Origin of the sequence: Rhodococcus sp. BL-253-APC-6A1W, from assembly GCF_012843405.1 — a bacterium.
Taxonomy (GTDB): domain Bacteria; phylum Actinomycetota; class Actinomycetes; order Mycobacteriales; family Mycobacteriaceae; genus Rhodococcus.
On record NZ_JABAFB010000006.1, the window covers coordinates 268,033 to 290,781 of the forward strand.

A 22,749-nucleotide genomic window follows, 5' to 3' on the forward strand; every position below is an offset into this window, starting at 1 on the left:
TGACGGTTCGAAAGTCGTTCAGGCGACCGGGGATCGGCGACCGGTGAGGGCGGTCAGTGCCTGCACCCAGCGCTGTGACAGCAACTCGAGGGTGCCGGCGCCGACAACTCCGGTGGCCGCGGCGAATTCGCAGTCCAGGACGGGACCGTCCTCGGTGTCCTCGGTGATCGCGTCGACGTGCAGGACGTGATCGAGCGGTGTCGACGGATCCACCGACCCGCCGAGTGCCGGCGCCTCGGGGGCACCCGACCACGGGGCGCCGGTCTCTTCGCCGAGCGTCATCCGGCCGAGGTAGTTGAACACCACCTCGGGTCGGCGGTACCCGGCGAACCGGTCCGCGAACTCCGGATTGAAGCGGTGCAGCACACCGAAACCGATCCCGTTGTCCGGCAGAGCGCGCAACGACCGGGTGGCGCGGGCGAGTGCGTCACCTGCGGCCGGGCCGCCCTCGAGCGCGTCGCCGATGTCGATTCCGGTGAGGTCGAGGGCAACCGGGAACATAGAGGTGAACCATCCGACCGTGCGGGAGATGTCGGCGCCCGGCACCACATCCTCCTCGCGGCCGTGTCCCTCGAGTTCGACACGCACGGTGTCCCCGCCACGCACCGACGCCACTGCCAGAGCGAGCGCGGTGAGCAGCGCCTCGTTGATCGACTCGCCGGCGAGCACCCGTTCGGTCACCGGGACCGGGACACGCACGCGGACCGAGCGGAGCGCGGACACGGTGTCGACGGAAGGATCGAGGCCACGCTCTCCCAGGGACGGCTCGGATGTCGACAGGGCGGGTTCCCAGGCCGGCCAGGACTCGACGACCCGCTCCGATCGTGCCGCCTCCACGAGTCCGGTGGCCCAGGCGCGGAACGGGGTACCGGAGGCGGCGAGCCGAATGGTTCCGCCACCGGCGGCCTGCTCGACCGCGTCCGCCAGGTCCGGGACCAGGATCCGCCACGACACCCCGTCCACGACCAGGTGGTGAACGGCGACGAGGACACGACCCGCGGTCCGGGGCCCGAAATCGAACCACACCACCTGGAGCATCACGCCCGCGTCCGGGTCGAGCGAGGAATAGGCCCGTTCCCGTTCGGCAGCGAACAGGTCCTGCCACCGCGGGTCGTCGACGCCGGCCTCACCGAGATGCGTCGCGTCGACGCGCCGGACCAGTGCATCGATGGCGGGGACCTCCGGCGCGCGCTCCGCCGGGACCGTCCACGTCGGACGAGCACCCCCGGCGCGGAACCGAGATCGCAGCATCGGATGCACATCCAGCAGCGCCGTGACGGCCGTCTGCAACGTGGGCACAGTCAGCCCGGACGGAGCGACGAGCAACCGGGCCTGGGAGAAGCGGCCGAGGTCGCTTCCCCAACCGAGTGCCTCCCACACGATCGGCACGAGCGGGACGTCACCGATCGCTTCGCCGGTGCCGTAGACCCGCTCGTGCACCGGACCGGCCGTGTCGGCCGCCGCGGCCAGATCCGCGACGGTGCGCAGTTCGAAGACCTGACGGGTCGTGATCCGCACACCGGCAGCACGTGCCTTCGAGACGAGCTGCATCGAGACGATGGAATCTCCTCCGAGGGAGAAGAAGTCGTCGTCGGCACCGACGCGGTCCAGTCCGAGGACGTCTGCGACGACGGCGGCGAGCGCCGCCTCTGCGGGAGTGCTCGGTTCCCGCGACCCGACGAGCGCCGCGAAATCCGGTTCCGGCAGTGCCTTCCGGTCGACCTTGCCGTTGACGGTCGCGGGGAATCGGTCGAGCACCGTGACGACGGCGGGGACCATGTAGTCGGGCAATGTCACCGCGGTCGCAGCCCGAACGGCGGCCGGGTCGACGTCCCCGTCCGGTGTCACGTAGCCGACGAGTCGAACCACGCCGCGGTTGTCGGTGTGCGCGACCACGACCGCGTCGCGTACGCCGCGTACGGCCGTGAGGGCCGCTTCGACCTCGCCGAGTTCGACGCGGAAACCCCGGATCTTGACCTGGTCGTCGCCGCGACCGAGGAACTCGAGCACGGTGTGACCGTCCGCCCCGGCCACCCGCTTGACGACATCGCCGGTGCGGTACAACCGGGATCCACTGCTGCCGAACGGGTTCGGGACGAACCGGGTGCAGGTGAGGTCGGGACGGCCGAGATAGCCGCGTGCGACACCGTCTCCGGAGATGTAGAGCTCGCCCGCCACGCCCGTCGGAACGGGCCTGAGCATCGCGTCGAGGACGTGCGCGCCGCCGCCGTGCACCGCTCTGCCCAGACACGGTGTATCGGCGTCGGTGACCTTGCCGACGAGGGAGTCGACGGTGCATTCGGTCGGTCCGTACAGGTTGAATGCGCGCCCGTCGGTGAGTTCCCGGAGGCGGCGCCACGACGCGGGGTTGACGGCTTCACCGCCGAATCCCACCGTGGCGGGACGGTGCGGATGGTCGTAGAGCCCTGCGGCGAGCATCCGGTCGAGGAAGGACGGGGTGACCTCGAGGAAATCGAGACGGTGCTCGATCGTGTAGGCGACCATCCGTTCCGGATCGCGCATCGTGTCCTCGTCGAAGACGTGCACGGTGTGGCCGTCGAACATCCAGAGCGTCGGCTGCCACGACGCGTCGAAGCCGAACGACCACGCGTGGCCCACGCCGACGACCTCGCGCTGCGACGCGGCGACCGTGGGCACGTAGAGGTCGGCGCGGTGGCTGTCGAACAGGTTGAGCAAATTCGCGTGGGTGACGGCGACGCCCTTCGGCACGCCGGTCGATCCCGACGTGTAGATCACGTACACGCCGTTGTCCGGGTGCAACACCGCGCGACGGTCCGCGTCGGTCACGGGGGTCGCGGGCAGCGACGCGAGGGCTTTCCGGGTCGCGGGGTCGTCGAGCACGACCACGGGGGTCTCCCCCGCGACGGCGTCGATCCGGCCGGCGACGTCTGCGGTGGTCACGATGACGCACGGTCCGGAGTCCGCAATCATGTGTGCCAGGCGGTCGGCGGGATAGGACGGATCCATGGGCACGTACACGCCGCCCGACCGGATCGCGGCGGCGATGGCCACGATCATGTGCTCGGACCGGGGCAGGGCCAATCCCACGACCGTCTCGGGGCCGACACCGGCACCGATCAGCAGACGTGCCAGACGGGCCGACCGGTCCCCGAGTTCTGCGAACGACAATGTCACCGCACCGGACACGACCGCCGGAACGTCCGGGGTGCGGGCGATCTGCGCGTCGAGCAGGTCGGCAACCGTGGCCGCTCCCGACGCGGGCGCGTGCGGGGTGTCCGACCGGCCGAGCACGTTCCGGTGTTCCGCGTCGGTCAGCACGTCGAGGTGCGCGACGGGCACCGGCCGGTCTGCGACGAGTTGCTCGAGGATCCGGACGAGCCGCTGTCCTACCGCTGCGGCGTCGTTCTCACCGAAGACCGCCGGCTGGTATTCGAGCACCAGGCGCAGCGTGTCCTGCAACCCCGCGACGAGGACGAGGGGGAAGTTGGTGGCGTCCGTGCCGTTCATCGCCGACACCCGGACTCCGCTGTCGTGCTGGGCGCGATCGAGGGCGTCGCGGTCCACCGGATAGTTCTCGAACACCAGCAGGGTGTCGAACAGTTCGCCCACTCCTACGGCGCGCTGCACGTCCGCGAGACCGACGTACTGGTGATCCATCACCCGGTTCTGCTCGGACTGCATGCGCGAGAGCAACTCTGCGACCGACTCCTCGGCGGAAGTGCGGACCCGCACGGGGACGGTGTTGATGAACAGTCCGATCATCGACTCCACACCGGGGACGTCCGGCACGCGCCCCGAGACGATCGCACCGAACACCACGTCCGGCCGTCCGGTGAGCGCGGCGAGCAGCAGTCCCCACGCCGTCTGCACCACGGTGTTCACCGTGACACCGCGGGAGCGGCTCACGGACAGAAGCCGCTCCGACAACGCGTCCGGAACCTCGATCGAGAGTTCGCCGGGCAGTTCGGCCTGCATCGACGACCCGGCTGGTGCGACGAGTGTCGGTTCCTCGACACCCGACAACGCCTCGCGCCACACCTCGAGTCCGGCGGCACCGTCCTGGCGGTCGAGCCAGGCGAGGTAGTCGGTGAACGGCACCGCCCGGGCCAGACCCGATGTGTCACCACCGGCCGCGTAGATCTGGAACAGTTCCTGCACCAGCAGCGGCGTGGACCACCCGTCCAGGACGAGATGGTGTGCGGTGAACACCAGGCGCGACCGGTCGTCGGACAACTGCAGCAGGCGGAAGCGGACGAGCGGTGCGGTGTCGGCAGCGAACCGGTCCACACGGTCGGACTCCGCGAATGCGTCGGCGCGTCCGGCAGGGTCGGCGTCCGCGGACAGGTCGATCACCTCGAACGGCGTCTCGACCGCGGTTGCGACGGCCCCGATCGGGACACCCGAAGCGGAGATCCGGAAGCCGGTGCGCAGCACGGCATGCCGTTCGATCAGACGAGAGATGCTGCGGCGCAGCAACACCGTGTCGATCACACCGTCGAGATCGAGAACCGACTGCATCGTGTAGACGTCGACGCCGTCCTCGTCGAGACCCGACAGGAAGTACATGCCGCGCTGCAGCGGGGTCAGCGGTACGACGTCCTCGAGCCCGCCGGTGCCCGCGCGGCCGAGTTCCGCCGTCTCCTCGACCGTCAGCCCGGTCGCCGTCAGATCGGACGGGGTGAGGGAAACTGCGGCGGGTTCGTCTGCGACACGGGACAGGGTGGCGAGCGCCTCGCCCCAGGCGCGGGCGATCCGCTCTGCCGTCACGGCGTCCAGTAGGCCGGTGGCATAGGTGAATTCGGCGGACAGCACCGGACCGTCCGGGCCGTCGTCGGTGATCGCGTTGACATCGAGCACATGATCGAGCGGCGTGGCCGGGTCGACGGATCCGCCGAGCGCGGCAGCCTCGGGAGCCGCCGACCACGGAGCCGACGCGGTCTCCCCGAGCGTCATGCGTCCGAGATAGTTGAAGACGATCTCGGGAGCGCGGTAGCCGGTGAACAGGTCGTCGTCCCCGCCGGACAGGCGCCGCAGGATCCCGAATCCGATTCCGTTGTCCGGTACCGCGCGCAGCGACTCCTTGACGTGGGCGAGGCAGAGGGCAGGGTTGTCGGGAGATGCGCCGAGGTCGAGGACGACGGGATACATCGAGGTGAACCAGCCGACCGTGCGGGACAGGTCGGCGCCGGGCACGATGTGCTCCTCGCGGCCGTGTCCTTCCAGGTGCACCCGGACCGCCGATCCGCCGCGGACCGACGTCACCGCCATCGCAAGGGCTGCGAGCAGGACATCGGCGACGCCGGTGCGGAAGGCGGCGGGTACAGAGGTGAGGATGCGTGCGGTGATGTCGCCGGGAACCTGTACCTCGACCGACGCCGATGTCGACACCGTGTCGCGGGCGGGGTCCAGCGCGCGGCAACCGAGCGCGGTCTGCTCGCTCGCGCCGCCCGCGGTGTCGGTGCAGGATCGCGACCAGACCGAGCGGGACTGTGTCACCCGATCCGAGTGTGCGGCCTCCGCGAGTCCGGTCGCCCAGTCCCGGAACGAGGTTCGCGGTTCCTCGAGCGCACGGGCGGCACCACGGCGGGCACCGTCGACCGCACTCGCGAGGTCCGGGACGAGGATGCGCCAGGACACCCCGTCGACCACGAGATGGTGCACCGTCACCAGCACGCGGCCGGGCACCTCGGGTCCGGCGTCGAAGAAGACGAGCTGCACCATCACGCCGGCAGCGGGATCGATCGCGGCCCGGGCGGCGTCCTGGGCGGCGGTGAACTCTGCCTGCCACCGGCCGGAGTCGAGTCCACGCACGTCCACGTGCCGGACCAGCCCCTCGGCGTCGGGTACCTCCTCGGGCACGGTCCAGGAGGCAGGCGCGTTCCCGTCGGCCTCGACGGTGAAGCGCGACCGGAGCATGTGGTGGGTTGTCAGCAGAGCACGCACACCGGCGACGAGGTCGCCGGTGGAGAGACCCGCGGGTGTCACCAGCAGGCGGGACTGGGTGAACGTCCGCAGCGTGTGGGCAGACATGTGCGTGAGGGTGTCGTAGACGATCGGGGTGAGCGGAACCGGTCCGACGGCCGGGGTCGTCTCGCGTCCCGCCTCCGCTGCGGGCGCGGTGTCGTGCGCCGCCGCGATCGCGGCCGCGGTGCGCAGTTCGAACACCTGACGCGCGGTGACCTGGATGTCGGCGGCCCGGAGTCGCGCCACCAGCTGAATCGAGACGATGGAGTCCCCGCCGAGGGTGAAGAAGTCGTCGTCGACGCCTACGCGTTCGAGACCGAGTACGTCGGCGAACGCGCTGCACAACGTCGTCTCGAGTTCCGTAGTCGCCTCGCCGGAACCGGTCAGAGCCGCGAAATCCGGTTCGGGAAGGGCCTTCTTGTCGATTTTTCCGTTCGCCGTCACCGGAAGAGCCGGCAGCACGACCACCGTGGCGGGAACCATGTACTCGGGCAGGCGCGCGGCGAGGGCGGTACGCAGATTCCCGGGCTCGAGGGCGTCGTCGGCCACCACGTAGGCGACCAGTCTGGTCACGCCCTTGCCGTCCGTGTGCGGAACGACCACGGACGCCCGCACGCCCGGACAGGCGTCGGTCGCGGCCTCGACCTCGGCGGGTTCGATGCGGTAGCCGCGGATCTTGACCTGGTCGTCGTCTCGGCCCACGTATTCCAGAACGCCCGCCCGGGTCCAGCGCACTACGTCTCCGGTGCGGTACATGCGCTCACCGGACCCGGCACAGGGGTCGGCCACGAAGCGGTCGGCGCTCAGGCCCGGTCGTCCGAGATACCCTCGCGCGACGCCGTTTCCGGTGATATACAACTCTCCTGCCACTCCGGGCGCGACGGGCCGCAACCAGTGGTCGAGCACGTACAGCCGGGTGCCCGGCGTCGGCCCGCCGATCGTGACCGGCCCGCCGGAGATGCGCGCGTACGAGGCATCCACGGTGCACTCGGTGGGGCCGTAGCAGTTGAAGGCTTCGACGCCGGATCCGGCGAGCGTGCGCCACAGGTCACCGCTCACGGCCTCACCGCCGACGGTCACCTTGGCCGGCCGGTGGTGTGCGGGATCGAGGAGGCCACCCTCGAGCAAGCGGGTCATGAGTACGGGCACCGTGTCGACGTAGTCGATGCGGTGGGCGCGGACGTACTCGACGAGGTAGTGCACGTCGGTCCGGCGGTCGTCGTCCGGGAGGTGCAGGGTGTGCCCGTCGAACAGCCACGTGAGCGCGGCGACGGCGGAGTCGAATGCGAACGGATACGTCAGCAGCACACGCCACTGACTCCCGCGCGGCTCCCGTATCCCGGGCAGCATCAACGTCTTTCTCTGGGCCGCGTGAAGATCTGCGAGATTGTCGTGGGAGACGACGACCCCCTTCGGAGTCCCCGTCGAACCGGACGTATAGATCACGTAGGCGGCATGTCCCGCTCGCAGCGGTGCGCGGCGGTCACCGTCCGTGACCGGGCGCGCCGGGAACTCTGCACGGGTCCGTTCCACAGCGGGATCGTCGAGCAGCAGCACGTCGGCTCCGGCGAGCACGTCACCGAGTTCTCCGGCGACTCCGGACGTACTGATCACGACGACCGGCGCAGCGTCGGTCACCATATGCTTCAGCCGGTCGGCCGGGTACGACGGGTCGAGAGGCAGGTACGCCCCGCCTGCGGTGAGCACCGCCGCGATCGCCTCGACCATCACGGCAGTGCGCGGCAGTGCGAGTCCGACACGGTCGTCGGGACCCACACCTCGTGCGATGAGTAGCTGTGCGAGACGGGCGGACTCGGTGCCCAGGTCGTCGAACGTGAGCCGCTGGTCGCCACTCACCACCGCGAGATCGCCGGAACGCTTCCGGAACTGCCGGGTGAGCGCATCCACGACGGTCCCCGTGGCAGGGTCCGCAGCCGCAGAAGACCGGGCTCCCGAAGACCCGGCTCCCGAAGACCATGCTCCGAGAACCTGCTCGCGCTCCGCCCCGGGCAACACGTCGAGTGCTGCGACGGGTGCCTCCGCATCGGACGCAAGGGCCTCGAGGATCGCGACGAGCCGGGACCCGAGGGCCGCCGCATCGTCACGGGTGAACAGCGCCGGACGGTAGTCGAGCTTGACGACGAGGTCGTCGGCGAGTCCTGCGGTGAGGACGAGCGGATAGTTGGTGGCGTCGTGTGCCTCCACACCGGCGATGGTGACGCCGCCGGACTGTTGCGCGCGCTCGAGCGCCTCGCGGTCCACCGGGTAGCTCTCGAAGATGGTGAGAGTGTCGAACAACTCGCCGATCCCGGCGTCGCGCTGGATGTCCGAAAGCCCGAGATACTGGTGGTCCACCGTGCGCGACTGATCGAGCTGGACCCGCCGCAGCGTCTCGGTGACGGTGCCGCGTGGGTCGAGCCGGACACGGACGGGGACGGTGTTGATGAACAAGCCGACCATGGATTCGACGCCGGCGAGTTCGGGTGGGCGGCCCGACACGGTCGCGCCGAACACGATGTCGTCGCGCCCGAGCAGACCGGACAGGAGCATCGCCCAGGCGGTCTGCAGCACGGTGTTGAACGTGACGCCTGCCGTGCGGGTCAGCGTGCCGAGACGCTCGGCGAGGCCGGGGGGCACGGTGACGGCCAGCTCGGCGCACGGCTCGGTGGCGCGGGTGGATCCGGGCGGGGCGACCAGGCTGGGCTCGGTGAATTCGGCGAGGGTCTCGCGCCACAGCTGCCGCGCGGTGCCGTGGTCCTGCCGTTCCAGCCATGCCAGGTAGTCGCGATAGGGCCGCACCGGGCCGAGCACCGTACCGGCGCGCGCGGCGGGTTCGCCCGCCGCATACAGCTCGAGAAGCTCCCGCACCATGATCGGCGTGGACCATCCGTCGACGACGATGTGATGCGTGGTGAGGAGCAGCCGCACGTCGTCGGCACCGAACCTGACGAAGTGCCATCGCACGAGCGGGGGCTGGGTGAGGTCGAACCAGTGGCGGAGGTCGGCGTCGATCAGGTCCTGTATGCGCCGTTCCGCTTCCGGGCCCGGTGTTCCCGTCAGATCCACGCTGCGCCAGGGCGCTTCGACACCGCGTACGACGAGTCCTGCGGTGCGCCCGTCCTTGCGGGGCCGGAAACACGTCCGCAGCGACGCATGCCGGTCGAGCAGCGCCTGCGCTGCCGTGCGCATGCGATCCTCGTCCACCGTTCCCGACAGACGCAGCACCGACTGCACGGTGTACGCGTCGGGCTCGGCGCTGCCGTCGTTGCCGGCCGGCTCGGCGGGAGCGGCGATCGTGCTCAGGTAGAGCAGACCCTGCTGCAGCGGCGAGAGCGGAACGATGTCTTCGAGCGCAGTGGAGCGAGTCATGGCAGCTTTCCGGGGCGGAGACGGGCGTGTCGGGCACGACGAACACGGCCCCCGAGTCGGGGACATCGGGGGCCGTTCGGTCGATGGCAGCCGCGGTGGTCGACCGCGACGGTGTTACTGCTTCTGGTTCGCGGGCAACTTGTCGAGCGCGGCGTCGATGGAGTCGAGTGCGAGCAGCGCGGTTTCGTACGTGGCGGCGTTGGCGTGCTGGACGCCGACGAGGTTGCCGGCCTTGACGGCGGGCAGGTTCTGCCACAGCGGCGAGTCGAAGACTTCCTGGAGTTCGGCGGAGACCGAGCCGTCCGCTTCGAGGCCGTAGACGATCACGTCTGCGTCCGCGAGGTTCTGCGGCAGCTGCTCGAGCGAGACGTATTCGCCGTGGACGTCTGCGGGATCGACGGGCTCGCCGGGGAACGTGAAGCCGAGGTCGTCGAACAGGTTGGTGGTGTAGGACGACTTGTACTCGCGGAAGAACTCGCCCGGCTCGGTGCCGCAGGTGCTGCACAGGCCGGCGAAGTTCAGGCTGCCGAGGGTATCCGCGTACTTGTCCGCGATCTCGGTGGCACGCGCTTCGTACTCCGACTTGAACTCCCCGTAGGCGTCACCGACGTTGGCGGCGTCGGCGTACTGCTCGCCGAGCGAGCGCCAGTCGCCGGGGTTGGTGGGGCCGAGGAACACGACCGGCGCAAGGGCCTCGAGCTTGGCCATGTCGACCTGGGACTGCACGCGGGCCGGAACGCCCATGATGATCAGGTCGGGCTCGGCAGCCGTGATGGCCTCGTAGTTCAGCTCACTCGCTGCTCCGTCGGGTGCCACCTTCGGCAGTTCCTCGTACGCGGCGAGCGTCTCCTCGTCCATGCTCCCGATCTCGCGGGTCCATTCGCACACCGCGGCAAGGTTCGCCCCGGCCTGGATGAGCGGGAACGCGGCGTAGCCACAGGCGACGATGCGCTGCGGATCGGACGGGATCTCGATCGAGCCGTTCTGCGCCTCGAACGTCCGGGTAGCAGCCGCCTCCGTGCTGTCCGAGGCATCGCCGCTGTCGCTCGAGCAGCCCACCAGGCCGGCCGTGAGCAGCGCAGCCGCACCGAGAACCGCGACGCTACGCGCCCGGCTACGTTCAAGAACCCGCATGACGTTTCTCCCAGATGTGTTCTCGCCGGGATGTACCCCCGGTCACGATTGGTTAGGCTAACCGAAACAATTGGCCACGCCAAGCGTCACGATCATCCGAATTCCAAGGCGAACTCGTCGATCTCCGACTGATCGAGGCCACCGAGAGTCAGATCCGACGGAGTGAATCCACCGGCATCCCCCGACGCCGCGTGTCCGGCCAGCGCCTCCAGTGCCGCAACCCAGCACTCCACGAGGTCTGCGACCACGTGCTCGGGCACCAGTGCCGGGCTGTAGCCGAACGTGCCCCGGAGCACCGGCCCCTCCCCCGTTTCCTCGGTGAAGACGCCGATTTCGAGCGCGTGGTTCACCGGCATGTCTGCCTCGGTGGCACCGCCGAGACCGGCCGACTCCGGCGCACTCGACCACGGCTGTCCCTCCGCCTCACCCAGCGTCAGTCTGCCCAGGTAGTTGAACCCGATCTCGGGGGCGGCCGCCGACGCGAGAACGTGCCGTCCCTGTTCGTCGAGATGCCGGAGAATCCCGAATCCGACACCGCTGTCGGGGATCTCGCGAAGCTGCTCCTTGACCTTCTTGAGTGCCTCACCGGCATTCCGGCCACCTGCGAAGGCGTCGTCGAGGTCTGCCCCCGACACGTCGAGCCTGGCCGGGTACAGGCTCGTGAACCATCCGACGGTGCGCGACAGATCGGCGCCGGCCACCACCTGCTCTTCTCGTCCGTGCCCTTCGAGATCCACCACCACCGCACCCGCGCCACACACCCGGGCTGTGGCCAGTGCCAGCGCGGTGAGCAGAACGTCGTCGACACCCGCGTGGAATTGCTCGGGCACCGTCGTGAGCAGAGCCTCCGTCACTGCGACCGGCACGTCGACATGCGCCTGCGCCGTCGCGGACATCGTGTCCCGCGTGGGATCGACAGGGCGGGAGGCGAAGGCAGCACGGCCGCCGGGCGCCGTGATACGACGCCACAACGGCAGTTCGGTTCGTCGCGCCGGCGCGGCCTCGAGCAAGCCGCGAGCCCAGACACGCAGCGGGGTACCGGACCGGAGCGGCGCGGTACCCGCGACGGCCTCGGCGAGGTCCGGGACCAGAATCCGCCACGACACCCCGTCCACCACCAGGTGGTGCACCGCGAGCAGCACCCGGCCCTGCACGCCGGGGCCCGGATCGAAGAACACGACGCGCACGAGTTCCCCGGACCCGGGGTCCAGCGCCGCGTACGCCTCCTCGGTCGCCGCGACCATCACCGCGGACGGGTCGTCCAGGCCGGAGATGTCGACCCGGGTGACCACGTGCGCAGCCGACACCGCACCCACCGGCAGGACCTCGAGAACGCGTGCAGCCGAGTCGAACACCGAACGCAGCGCGTCGTGGACGTCGAGCAGGGATTGCACGGCGCCGGTCAGTTCGCCGAGCGTGAGGCCTTCCGGGGTACGCAGCAGCCTGGACTGCGCGTACCTGGCGTACGGTCCCCCTCGGTCCAGCAGGTCGTGAACGATGGGCGTCGCCGGAATGCTGCCGAGCGCCGCCGCGACATCCGTTTCCTGCCGGCCTGTATCCACCTCGGCGACGCGGGCCAGACCGGCGACGGTCCGGTGCTCGAAAACGTGCCGCGCGGTGAACCGCAGACCCGCCGCGCGGGCCTTGGCCACGAGCTGGATCGACACGATGGAATCACCACCGAGAGAGAAGAAGTCGTCGTCGAGGCCGACCGCGTCGAGTCCGAGCACTTCCGCCACCACGGCGCAGAGCCGCCGTTCCATGTCGTTGCCCGCCACCCGGCCGGCCGTCGCGGGTGCGAACACCGGGGCGGGGAGCGCGGCCCGGTCCACCTTGCCGTTCGCGGTCAGCGGGAACTCCTCGAGCACCACCACCGCAGCGGGCACCATGTGGTCGGGCAGCCGTTCGGCCGTGTATGCCCGGACCGCGTCACCGTCCACCTGCGCAGTCCCCGGCACGACGTAGCCGACGAGACGTCTGCGTCCGGGTTCGTCCTCGCGGGCGAGCACAGCGGCGGCTGTCACGTCCGGATGTCCGGCGAGTACCGCCTCGACCTCACCGAGTTCGATACGGAACCCGCGAATCTTGACCTGATCGTCGGCGCGGCCGAGATATTCGAGACGATGGGGCACCCGGGATGTCCACCGCACCGTGTCGCCGGTGCGGTACAGCCGGCTCCCCGGTGTACCGAACGGGTCGGCCACGAACCTTCCGGCGGTGAGGCCGTGCCGGCCGAGGTATCCGCGGGTCACGTGGGGACCGCCGACGTACAGCTCACCCGGCACACCCGGCGCCACGGGGCGCAGGTACCGGTCGAGGACGAGCGCACGACCCCCGGCGATGGGCTCGCCGATATGCGGCGTCACGTCCGCCGTCATGACTGCGGCAGTCGCGTCCACCGTGCACTCGGTGGGTCCGTAGATGTTCAGTGCGCGCAGCCCCGGGGTGGCGGCGAGCCGGGCCCACAGCTCGGCGGGCACGGCCTCGCCGCCGACGGCGACCACCGACGGGCGGTGATCCGCGGCGGGGTCGAGAAGCCCTTCCGCGACGAGTTGCGTCATCAGCACCGGCGCGCAGTCCAGGGCGTCGATCCGATGGCCGCGGACATAGCCGACGATGCCGTCTGCGTCGGCGGTCAACTCTTCGGGGAGCACGTGCACGGTGTGGCCGCCGAGCATCGCGAGCAACTGGTCGACCGAGGAATCGAACGCGAAGGTGTAACTGAGCAGCACCCGCAGCCGCTGTTCTGCCGGGTCACCGTAGGTGCCGGAACGCACCGTCTCCCAGAGATTCACCACACCGCGGTGCGGCACGACGACGCCCTTCGGCAGACCGGTGGAACCGGAGGTGTAGACCACGTAGGCGGCGTTGTCCGCACGGGCGCGACCGCGCAGTTCCGTGGCCGGCGACGGCATGCTCGCGTCGCCGCACTCCGCGACGGCACTCTCGTCGAGCGCGACGGTCACCCCTGCATCGCGCATCATGTAGTCGATGCGCTCGAGCGGGTAGTTCGGGTCGATCGCGAGGTACGCCGCGCCCGCCTTCCAGACACCGAGAATCGCCGCGACCACGGCGCTTCCCCGCGGGAGCCGTAGCGCGACGACCGTTTCTGCCCGGACGCCGCGATCCACGAGATGACACGCGATCCGGTCGGACCACGCGTCGAGTTCCCCGAACGTCAGGGTTTCCTCCGCGGAGACGACGGCGGGGAGATGCGCCGCTGCGGCAACCGTGCGGTCGAACAGGTCGACCAGCGTCTCCGGAACGGGTTCCGGGCGTGCGGATTCCGGTGCCGGCCGGCCGGCGCGAAGCCAGTCGCGTTCGGCGCCGGAGAGCAGGTCGACACGGGACAGGGGACGGTCGGGGTCTCCGGCCAGAGCGGCGAACCCACGCACCACGCGCGCGGCGAAAGACTCGGCGGTGTCGTGGTCGAACAGATCACGGGCGTATTCGACGCGTACCCGCATGGACCCGTCCGGTGTGTCCACGACGTCGAATGTCAGATCGAACATCGCGGCATCGTTGGGGACGAGGGACACCTCGGGCGCCAGGTGCTCGAACGCACGCAGGGCAGGCGGGTTCCGGTACTGCACCATCACCTGGAACAGGGGGTGGCGGGCGGCACTTCGCTCAGGGTCGAGGGCCTCGACGACCCGGTCGAACGACACGTCCTGGTGGGCGTACGCGGCGATGTCGGCGTTCTTGATGCGGGCCAGCAGTTCCCGCACGGTCGGGTCACCGGACAGGTCGGTGCGCAGGACCACCATGTTGACGAAGAACCCCACGAGATCGTCGAGTTCGGAGGCGGGCCGGCCCGCGGTGGGTGAGCCGATCGGGATGTCCTCCCCCGCCCCGCTGTGGGAGAGCGCGAGCGCCACGGCGGCGTGCACCATCATGAACATCGTCGTGCCGGTGTCGCGGCCGGCGGCGCGGACCGCGTCGGCGAGTCCGGCCGGGACCGCGAGTTCGACGCCGCCACCGGCGAACGATGCCACGGCCGGGCGGGGCCGGTCGGTTGCCAGCTCGAGTTCCGCGGGTAGACCCGCGAGCTCGGTGCGCCAGAAGTCGAGTTGCCGTCCGGCGAGCCCGGTCTGGTCCTTCGGGTCGCCGAGCAGTTCACGCTGCCACACCGCGTAGTCCGTGTACTGGACGGGCAGTGGAGCCGGCTCGGTGACGGCGGCACCTGTGTGCGCGGAGTAGAAGGTTCCGAGGTCCCGCAGCAGAATCGGCGTGGACAGTTCGTCGCTCGCGATGTGGTGCACGAGCAGCAACAGGATGCTCTCGCCGGGCGCGACGGTGAACAGCCGCACCCGGACGGGGGTTTCGCGCTCGAGGTCGAATGCGTAGCGCGCCGCCGACCTCACGTCCGCCTCCACCGTGTCCGGGCCGGTCTCCACGACGGCGAACGGCGTCTCGACGTGCTCGAGTACCCGCTGCATCCCGGTTCCGTCCCGTTCGGTCAGCACCGTGCGCAGGCTGTCGTGGCGGGCGACGACGTCGGCGACGGCACGGCGCATCGCGTCGGCGTCGACGTCGCCGTGCAACCGCACGGTCAGAGGAACGTTGTACGTGGGGCTGGGCCCCTCCATCCGGAACAGGAACCACAACCGTTGCTGCGCAAACGACAGCGGGACGAGGTCCCCGTGCTTCCTCGCGACCAGCGGTGGTCGTGCGGGCCCGGCGTCCAGACCCGCGCTCTCGCAGCGCACAGCCAGTCCGGCCACCGTCGGATGGTCGAATACTTCCCGGATCGCCAGTTCGACACCGAGAGTGTCCCGCACCCGGGCGAGAAGCTTCGCTGCCGAGAGCGAGTGTCCACCGAGTGCGAAGAAGTCGTCGTCGGCGCCGACGCTGTCGAGGCCCAGAATCTCTGCGAACAGCTCACACAGGCGGCGTTCGAGTTCGGTGGCCGGAGGTCGCGAGGAGACGAGCGTGGCGAAATCCGGTGCGGGAAGCCCCTTCCGGTCCAGCTTTCCGTTCGAGGTCAGCGGTAGCTCACCCAGCACGACGAGTGCAGCAGGCACCATCGGTGCCGGGAGCCACTCGGTCAGTTGCGCCCGGGCGACCGCCGGATCGAGTGCATCGCCGACGAGGTAGCCCACGAGTTGTGTAGTACCGGCAGCGTCCGTGTGAATCGCCGACACGGCGTGCACCACACCGGCAAGCCGCAGCAACGCCGCGTCCACCTCCCCGAGTTCGATGCGGAACCCGCGCACCTTCACCTGGTTGTCGACGCGGCCGCGGTAGACGATGTTCCCGTCCTCCGTCCACATCGCGCGGTCGCCCGTGCGGTAGAGGCGCGCGTGGACGGGATCGGCCGAGCCCGTCCCGAACGGGTTCGCGACGAACCGGGTCGCGGTGAGGGAGGGCGCGTCGAGATAACCGCGGACGACACCCGGACCGGACAGGTACAGCTCCCCCTCCGTTCCCGGCGGCACCGGGGCGAGACCGCTGTCGAGGAGGTAGGCGCGCAAGTTCGCGACCGGTCGCCCCACCACGGGAGTCTCGCTGTCGTGCACCTCGGCCACGAGGGCGTCGACACTGCACTCGGTGGGGCCGTAGAAGTTGAACGCGGCGCCGCGGCGCGCGCGCAGGTTCTCCCACAGCCGGCCGGTGGCCGCGTCACCGCCGAAGCCGAGGGTGGAGACGGTGTTCTCGGGAAGCATCCCGTCCTCGACGACGTGGTCGAGTTGCGCCGGCGACAGTTCGACGAAGTCCCAGTCCTCGCGCAACGCCTGTTCGGTCAGTCGTGCGGGGTCGCGCTGGGCGGATTCGTCGACGATGTGGAGGGTGTGCCCGGCGAGCATCCACAGCAGGGGTTGCACGGAGGCGTCGAACGCGAGCGACCACGCGAGTCCGAGGTGCAGGTGGTCGTGCCCGGCTTCGCGTGCGGCGCGGGTGAACACCTGCTCGCGGTGGCTGTGCAGGAGATTGACCAGGCCGCGGTGTGGGGCGATCACGCCCTTGGGCCGTCCTGTGGATCCGGAGGTGTAGATGACGTACGCGACCGAGTCGGGCGTGGGCCCCGACCGTCCGACGGGTGGCAGATCTGTCTCCACACGGCCGCCGATGTCGGTGTCGGTGTCGGTGTCGTCGAGGAGAATCCGGCGGGTGGCACCGTCGGCGTCCGCAACCCGTCCGTCCGTGGTGCGGTCGGTGAGCACGTATACGGGCGATGCGTCGGACAGCACGTACGCGAGGCGCTCGAGTGGCTGGTCGATGTCGAGCGGCACATACGCCGCGCCGGTTTCGAGCACTGCGAAAATCGCGACGACGGCGTCGACCGTACGCGGCAGTGCAATCGCGATCCGCGGTTCGGCAGCGTCGCCGAGTCCCACGGACACGAGATATCGCGCGAGCCGGTCGACCCGGGTGCGCAACTCCGCGTAGGTCAGCGTGGTTGTGGCGTCCGCGAGCGCCGGCACGTCGGGTGTCGCGGCGGCCTGCCGGTGCAGCAGATCGAGGAGAGTCAGGCCCGGTTCGACCGGTATGTCCGGAGATGCGCTCCAGCGCTCCAGGATTCGTGTCCGCTCGGCGGGAAGGAGGATCGGCAGTTGCGCGAGCGATGTTGCCGGATCGAGGGTGGTCACGGAATCGAACAACTGCTCGAGACGTGCCGCGTGAAGCCGCAGGTCGTCCTCGTCGTAGAGGTCGGCGTCGGCGTCGACGAAGACCTCCAGGCCGGCGCTCTCGTCCAGGGGCCGCACCGTGATCATGAAATCCTGGAGCGGTCCGCGGGCGATCGAGTGCACGGCGGCGGTGATATCGGCAAAACGGAACCGGTCGCCGAACGGTTTGACGTTGACGGACGGGCCGATGACGCCGCGCGACCCGGCGGGCAGGCGCAGGTCGCGTTGGATGTCCTCACCGCGGTAGCGGTAGTGCTTGCGGCACCGGGCAACCGAATCGCGGACCTGCCCGACGAGGCCGGACAGACTGTCGCGTGCGGCGGGGCGCAGCCGCAACGGCACGACGTTGACCGCCGTCATCGGCACATTCAGTGCGGCGGAACCGAGCCTGTTCATCACCGGGAATCCGATGGTGATGTCGTCCCGTCCGGTCGCACCGCGCAGGTACGCGGCGACCAGGGCGGTCACCGCGTCGCCCCAGCTTCCGCGAGCGGATTTGCCGAGTGCGGCGAGCGCGTTCTGCTGCTGCGCGTCGAGGGTGAACCGGACGGCCCGGGAACGACGCGCGATTCCGCTCGCCCCGGGGCTCAGTGCCACCGCCTCCTCGACGTCCGCGAGGTAGTCGGCCCAGAACGCCCGGTCGGCGGCGAAAGCCTCCGACTCGCGGTAGCTCTCCTCTTCCCGCACGACCGGTTCGACCGGTGCGAAGCGGTGCGCGGGCGGCTCGGTACCGGCGACGAGCGCGGTGTAGTGCTCGCCGATGCGGCGGTTGAACAGGGAAAACCCGAACGCGTCGAACACGAGGTGATGCCCGCACACGTACAACACGACACGGTCGTCCGCGAGGCGCAGTACGGCGGCGCGCAGACACACGTCGACGGACGGATCGATGGCGCGTGCCAGGTCGTTCGTCATCCACTCGTGGGCGGCGGCCCACGGGTCCGGCGCGCCGCGCACGTCCACGACGGGCGGGTCGGCGAGTTGTCTGCGTCCGGGAAACTGGACGACCGTACCGTCGGGCTGGGTTTCGAAGGCGGCGACCAGGGCCTCGCAGTCGTCGGCGGCGCGGCGCACCGCCGCCACCAGGGCGTCCGCATCGACCGATCCGCGTAGTTCGAGGCATTCCGAGGTGTTGAAAATCGGGTTGTCGGGGGTCAATTGCTGAGCGAACCATACGCCCGTCTGGGCGCGCGTAAGCGCAAGTCCCGAAGTCGACGGCCTGGACGTGGGCACTGTCATCCCCTTTTCTGCGTTCGAAAACTCTTGGGCCCGAGCAGAACACCCGTGTTGCGCAACTCTCGGCAATGCGGAACAGTACCAAAGGTAAGGCTAACCGTATATGTTGCTGAAGCGATCTTGTGCACCTTGCGCTCGATCCGCCTTCTCACTCCGCTATCGAGAGGTTCGAGCATGCAAACATCGGTTGTCGACGCACCGACACCCGACTGTGCCGAGCGGACCGTGCCGCGCCCGTTCGTGTTGTCCCGCCCGCACGGCACCGTGATCGCCGAAGGACTCGACGACCGGTTCGACCGCGCCGATGCCGCGGCCGAGGCTCTGCGAACCGGGCGCGTGCGCGCTCTCGCCGGTGCGCTTCCCTTCGACCCCGCGCACCCCGCCGCCCTCACAGCACCGCGTTCGCTGCGGCACACCTCCACGCCGCTCGGCGTCTCGAGGCCCGATCTCCCCACCATCCGTATCGCCCACGCGATTCCTGCCGAGCAGGCACACGTCGACCGTGTGGCCGCCGCACTCGCTCTGCTGCGTTCCCCCGACGACGACCTCGTCAAGGTCGTGCTCGCACGCGCACTCCGACTGCGCGCCGAACGGCCGGTCTTGACCGCCGACCTCCTCGCACGACTCGCCGGGAACGACCCCGCCGGCAACGGATTCGCGGTCGACCTCACCCCGGCCGGAGGCTCCTGGCGAGGACGGCATCTGATCGGCTCGAGTCCGGAGGTGCTCATCCGGCGACGGGGCGATCTCGTCACGGCACATCCGCTCGCCGGATCGGCACCGCGTCACGCCGACCCCGACTCGGATCGCGCGACCGCCGAGCGTCTCGCGGAGTCCGCCAAGAATCTCGCCGAACACGCGCACGTCGTCCGTGCGCTGCGCGCCGTACTCGAACCGCTGTGCACCGACCTCGACATCCCGGACCGGCCGTCGCTGACGAGCACCAAGCAGTTGTGGCATCTCGGCACACCGGTCTCGGGCCGCCTGCGCGACCGCACCACCACAGCGCTCGACCTCGCCCTCGCGGCGCATCCGACTCCCGCGATCTGCGGCACGCCCACCGAGGCGGCGCGCGAGTTCATCCGCGATGTCGAAGGCGACCGCGGGTTCTACGCCGGGGCCGTCGGGTGGTGTGACGCCGACGGTGACGGCGAGTGGATGGTGACGATCCGGTGCGCCGTGCTCGACGCGGACGGTCTCACCCTCACCGCCTATGCCGGTGGCGGCATCGTCGCCGATTCCGATCCCGCAGACGAACTCGCCGAGACCACCGTCAAATTCGGCACCGTGCTCGATGCGCTCGGGGTGCGGCGATGAGCGCCCCCGTCACCCTCGTCGTCGGTGCCGCACAGGGTATCGGACGTGCCACAGCGGTGACCCTGGCCCGCGCCGGACACCGACTCGCGCTCATGGACCGCGACCCCGTCGGACTCCGCAAGACCGCAGCACTGATCGGTGAGGAAACCCCTGTGTACCCCGTCGATATCCGCGACCACGACGCGGTCGAGTTCGCCGTCGGCAACATCGAATCCGACCACGGTCCCCTCGAGCGACTCGCCCACGTCGCGGGAGTGTTCACCACCGGATCCGTACTCGACTCCGATCCGGACGACTGGCAGCGCATGTTCGACGTCAACGTGACCGGACTGGTCGCGGTCCTGCGCGCCGTGGGACGTGTGATGCGGGAGCGCCGTTCGGGGTCGATCGTCGTGGTCGGCTCGAATTCCGCAGGTGTTCCCCGGATGGGCATGGGCGCCTACGGATCCTCGAAAGCGGCCGCGGCGATGATCGTGCGGGTCGCCGGACTGGAACTGGCGCCCTACGGAATCCGCGCCAATATCGTCGCCCCCGGCTCCACCGACACCGCGATGCAACGGTCGCTGTGGGAGGACCCCGACGACGACAACGGTGCGCGTAGCGCCATCGAGGGCGACCCCGCACAGTTCAAGGTCGGAATCCCGCTCGGGCGCATCGCAGAACCGTCCGACATCGCGGACGCCATCGAGTTCCTTCTCTCAGACCGCGCCCGGCACATCACCATGCAAGCCCTGTATGTCGACGGTGGCGCGACCCTTCGTGCCTGAGACCCCTTCCGTTCCCGAAAGGAATCATTCGTGACCTCCGGCCTCCGGCGCAGCGCGCTTGCCGACATCGCCCGTTTCCCCGAGGATTTCAGTGAGCTGTACCGCGGCGCCGGTTACTGGACCGGCGAGACGTTCGCGGAGTTCATGCCCACCCGCGCAGCGCACTTCGGCGACCGGGTCGCGGTCGTGGGACCGGACGCCACCGGGGCGCGGCGGCACCTCACCTACCGTGACCTCGACGAGTCCGCCGCACGTATCGCCACCGGGCTCCTGAATGCCGGTGTTCGTGCCGGCGACCGGGTCGTGCTCCAGTTACCGAACATCGTCGAATACACCGAAGTCCTCTTCGCGGTCTTCCGCATCGGGGCGTTGCCCGTATTCGCTCTGCCGGCGCACCGCGCCTCCGAGATCGGCTACTTCTGCCGTTTCTCGGACGCTGCCGCCTATATCGTCGCCGCCGAGCACGGCGGATTCGATTACCGCACGCTCGCCCGTGAGGTGACCGGCGCTCTGGAGAACCCGCCCGCAGTGATCGTCGCCGGAGACTGCGCCGAGTTCACCTCCCTGGCATCGCTGCGCACGCACGAACCCGCGCCGCTCGCCGACGTCGATGCCGAGTCCGTCGCCTTCCTCCAACTGTCCGGTGGTACCACCGGAACCCCGAAGCTCATCCCCCGCACCCACGCCGACTACCTCTACTCTGTGCGCGACTCCGCCCGGATCTGCGGAGTGGACGAGCGCACCCGTATGCTGGTCGTGCTTCCTGCGGCACACAACTTCCCGATGAGCTCGCCCGGGATTCTCGGTGTCCTCCACTCAGGCGGCACGGTCGTGCTCGCGCCGGATCCGAGTCCGGACACCGCCTTCGCACTCATCGAGAGCGAACGGGTGACGATGGCCTCGCTGGTCCCGCCGCTCGCACTGGCATGGCTGTCCGCACGGGCCCGTACCGAACACGACCTGTCGTCGCTCGAGGTACTGCAGGTCGGTGGCGCGAAGTTCCCGGCGGAGGCAGCCAAGCGGGTGCGCCCGGAACTCGGCTGCACGCTGCAGCAGGTCTTCGGCATGGCAGAGGGCCTCGTCAACTACACCCGCCTCGACGACGACGACGAGACGATCATCCGGACCCAGGGACGTCCGATCAGCCCGCACGACGAGATCCGTGTCGTCGACGACGCCGACGAGCCCGTCCCGTTCGGTGCCCCCGGCCATCTCCTCACCCGGGGCCCGTACACGATCCGCGGTTACTACAATGCGCCCGAACACAATTCGACGGCATTCACTCCCGACGGGTTCTATCGCACGGGCGACATCGTGCGGATCACCGAGCACGGTTACATCGTGGTCGAAGGCCGCGCCAAGGACCAGATCAACCGGGGCGGCGAGAAGATCGCCGCGGAGGAGGTCGAAAACCATCTCGTCGCGCACCCCGCGGTGCTCGATGCCGCCGTGGTCGCCATGCCCGACCAGTACCTCGGCGAACGCACGTGTGCCTTCGTCGTCACCGAGGTTGAGGCGCCGAAAGCGCTCGCGCTCAAAGCTTTCCTGCGGGAGCGCGGACTCGCGGCGTACAAGATCCCGGACAAGGTGCGCTTCGTCGACGCGTTTCCGGTGACCGGTGTCGGCAAGATCAGCCGCAACGAACTGCGTCGCGCGCTGGCCGCCACCCTCCAGAACTGACCGACCACACCGCAGAAAGCGAAGATCCGATGGCTCTGCCGAAGTCCGTGTCCTATTCCCTTCCCGACGAGCAGCCCACGAACGTGGTGTCGTGGTCGATCGATCCGAACCGCGCCGTCGTGCTGGTGCACGACATGCAGGAATACTTCGTGCGCTCGTTCGACCGGGCGGCCGATCCGCTGGCCACGGTGGTTCCCCATATCGACCTGCTGCGCAACACCGCTCACGATGTCGGCGCTCCGGTCGTGTACACCGCGCAGCCGGGAGACCAGGACCCGGCCGACCGTGCGCTGTTGTCCGACTTCTGGGGCCCCGGATTGTCCGAGGACCCCGCCGAGACGTCGATCATCGCGGAGTTGGCACCGCACGCCGGCGACACCATGCTCACCAAATGGCGCTACAGCGCCTTCATCCGCACCGATCTGCTCGAACGGATGCGCGCGTGGGGCCGCGACCAGCTGATCGTCACCGGCGTGTACGCGCACATCGGGTGCCTGACGACGGCCCTGGACGGGTTCATGAACGACATCCAGGTCTTCTTCGTCTCGGACGCCACGGCCGACTTCTCCCAACGCGAGCACGCCGACGCATTGAGCTACGTCGCCTCGCGGTGCGCGGTCGTGCTTCCGACGCACGAGGTGGTGGGCGCCCTCTCGTCGGTGCGCGCCTGA

7 protein-coding genes are annotated in these 22,749 nt (G+C 69.6%); 4 read left to right on the plus strand and 3 right to left on the minus strand.

All coding sequences use genetic code 11. From position 1 onward, the window contains the following. Positions 1–18 precede the first annotated feature (18 nt). The 3 genes from HF877_RS11630 to HF877_RS11640 form a co-directional block, all read right to left on the minus strand. Positions 19–9,315, minus strand: coding sequence for a non-ribosomal peptide synthetase (locus HF877_RS11630; protein WP_169621317.1), 9,297 nt, complete (start codon positions 9,313–9,315; stop codon positions 19–21). 114 nt (positions 9,316–9,429) lie between these two features. Next, the gene (locus HF877_RS11635) at positions 9,430–10,449 is read right to left on the minus strand and encodes an ABC transporter substrate-binding protein (RefSeq protein WP_169621318.1); all 1,020 of its coding nucleotides are present in this window, start codon (positions 10,447–10,449) and stop codon (positions 9,430–9,432) included. Positions 10,450–10,541: 92 nt separating this feature from the next. Then, complete coding sequence (locus tag HF877_RS11640; protein ID WP_169621319.1) at positions 10,542–18,311, minus strand: non-ribosomal peptide synthetase; 7,770 nt, start codon at positions 18,309–18,311, stop codon at positions 10,542–10,544. 177 nt (positions 18,312–18,488) lie between these two features. Here HF877_RS11640 and HF877_RS11645 point away from each other — a divergent pair, with 177 nt between their 5' ends. The 4 genes from HF877_RS11645 to HF877_RS11660 are packed head-to-tail and all read left to right on the plus strand — an operon-like array spanning position 18,489 to position 22,749. After that, complete coding sequence (locus HF877_RS11645; RefSeq protein ID WP_169621320.1) at positions 18,489–19,631, plus strand: isochorismate synthase; 1,143 nt, start codon at positions 18,489–18,491, stop codon at positions 19,629–19,631. Beyond that, positions 19,628–20,398, plus strand: coding sequence for a 2,3-dihydro-2,3-dihydroxybenzoate dehydrogenase (locus HF877_RS11650; protein ID WP_169621321.1), 771 nt, complete (start codon positions 19,628–19,630; stop codon positions 20,396–20,398). The genes HF877_RS11645 and HF877_RS11650 overlap by 4 nt, the downstream gene beginning before the upstream one ends. Positions 20,399–20,428: 30 nt before the next feature. Next, the gene (locus tag HF877_RS11655) at positions 20,429–22,078 is read left to right on the plus strand and encodes a (2,3-dihydroxybenzoyl)adenylate synthase (protein WP_169621322.1); all 1,650 of its coding nucleotides are present in this window, start codon (positions 20,429–20,431) and stop codon (positions 22,076–22,078) included. Between the two features lie 29 nt (positions 22,079–22,107). Next, complete coding sequence (locus HF877_RS11660; RefSeq protein ID WP_169621323.1) at positions 22,108–22,749, plus strand: isochorismatase family protein; 642 nt, start codon at positions 22,108–22,110, stop codon at positions 22,747–22,749.

Coding starts and splice junctions, on each gene's coding strand:
- HF877_RS11630 (WP_169621317.1), bottom strand. CDS start 9,315: ATGACTCGCTCCACTGCGCTCGAAGACATCGTTCCGCTCTCGCCGCTG.
- HF877_RS11635 (WP_169621318.1), bottom strand. CDS start 10,449: ATGCGGGTTCTTGAACGTAGCCGGGCGCGTAGCGTCGCGGTTCTCGGT.
- HF877_RS11645 (WP_169621320.1), top strand. CDS start 18,489: ATGCAAACATCGGTTGTCGACGCACCGACACCCGACTGTGCCGAGCGG.
- HF877_RS11650 (WP_169621321.1), top strand. CDS start 19,628: ATGAGCGCCCCCGTCACCCTCGTCGTCGGTGCCGCACAGGGTATCGGA.
- HF877_RS11660 (WP_169621323.1), top strand. CDS start 22,108: ATGGCTCTGCCGAAGTCCGTGTCCTATTCCCTTCCCGACGAGCAGCCC.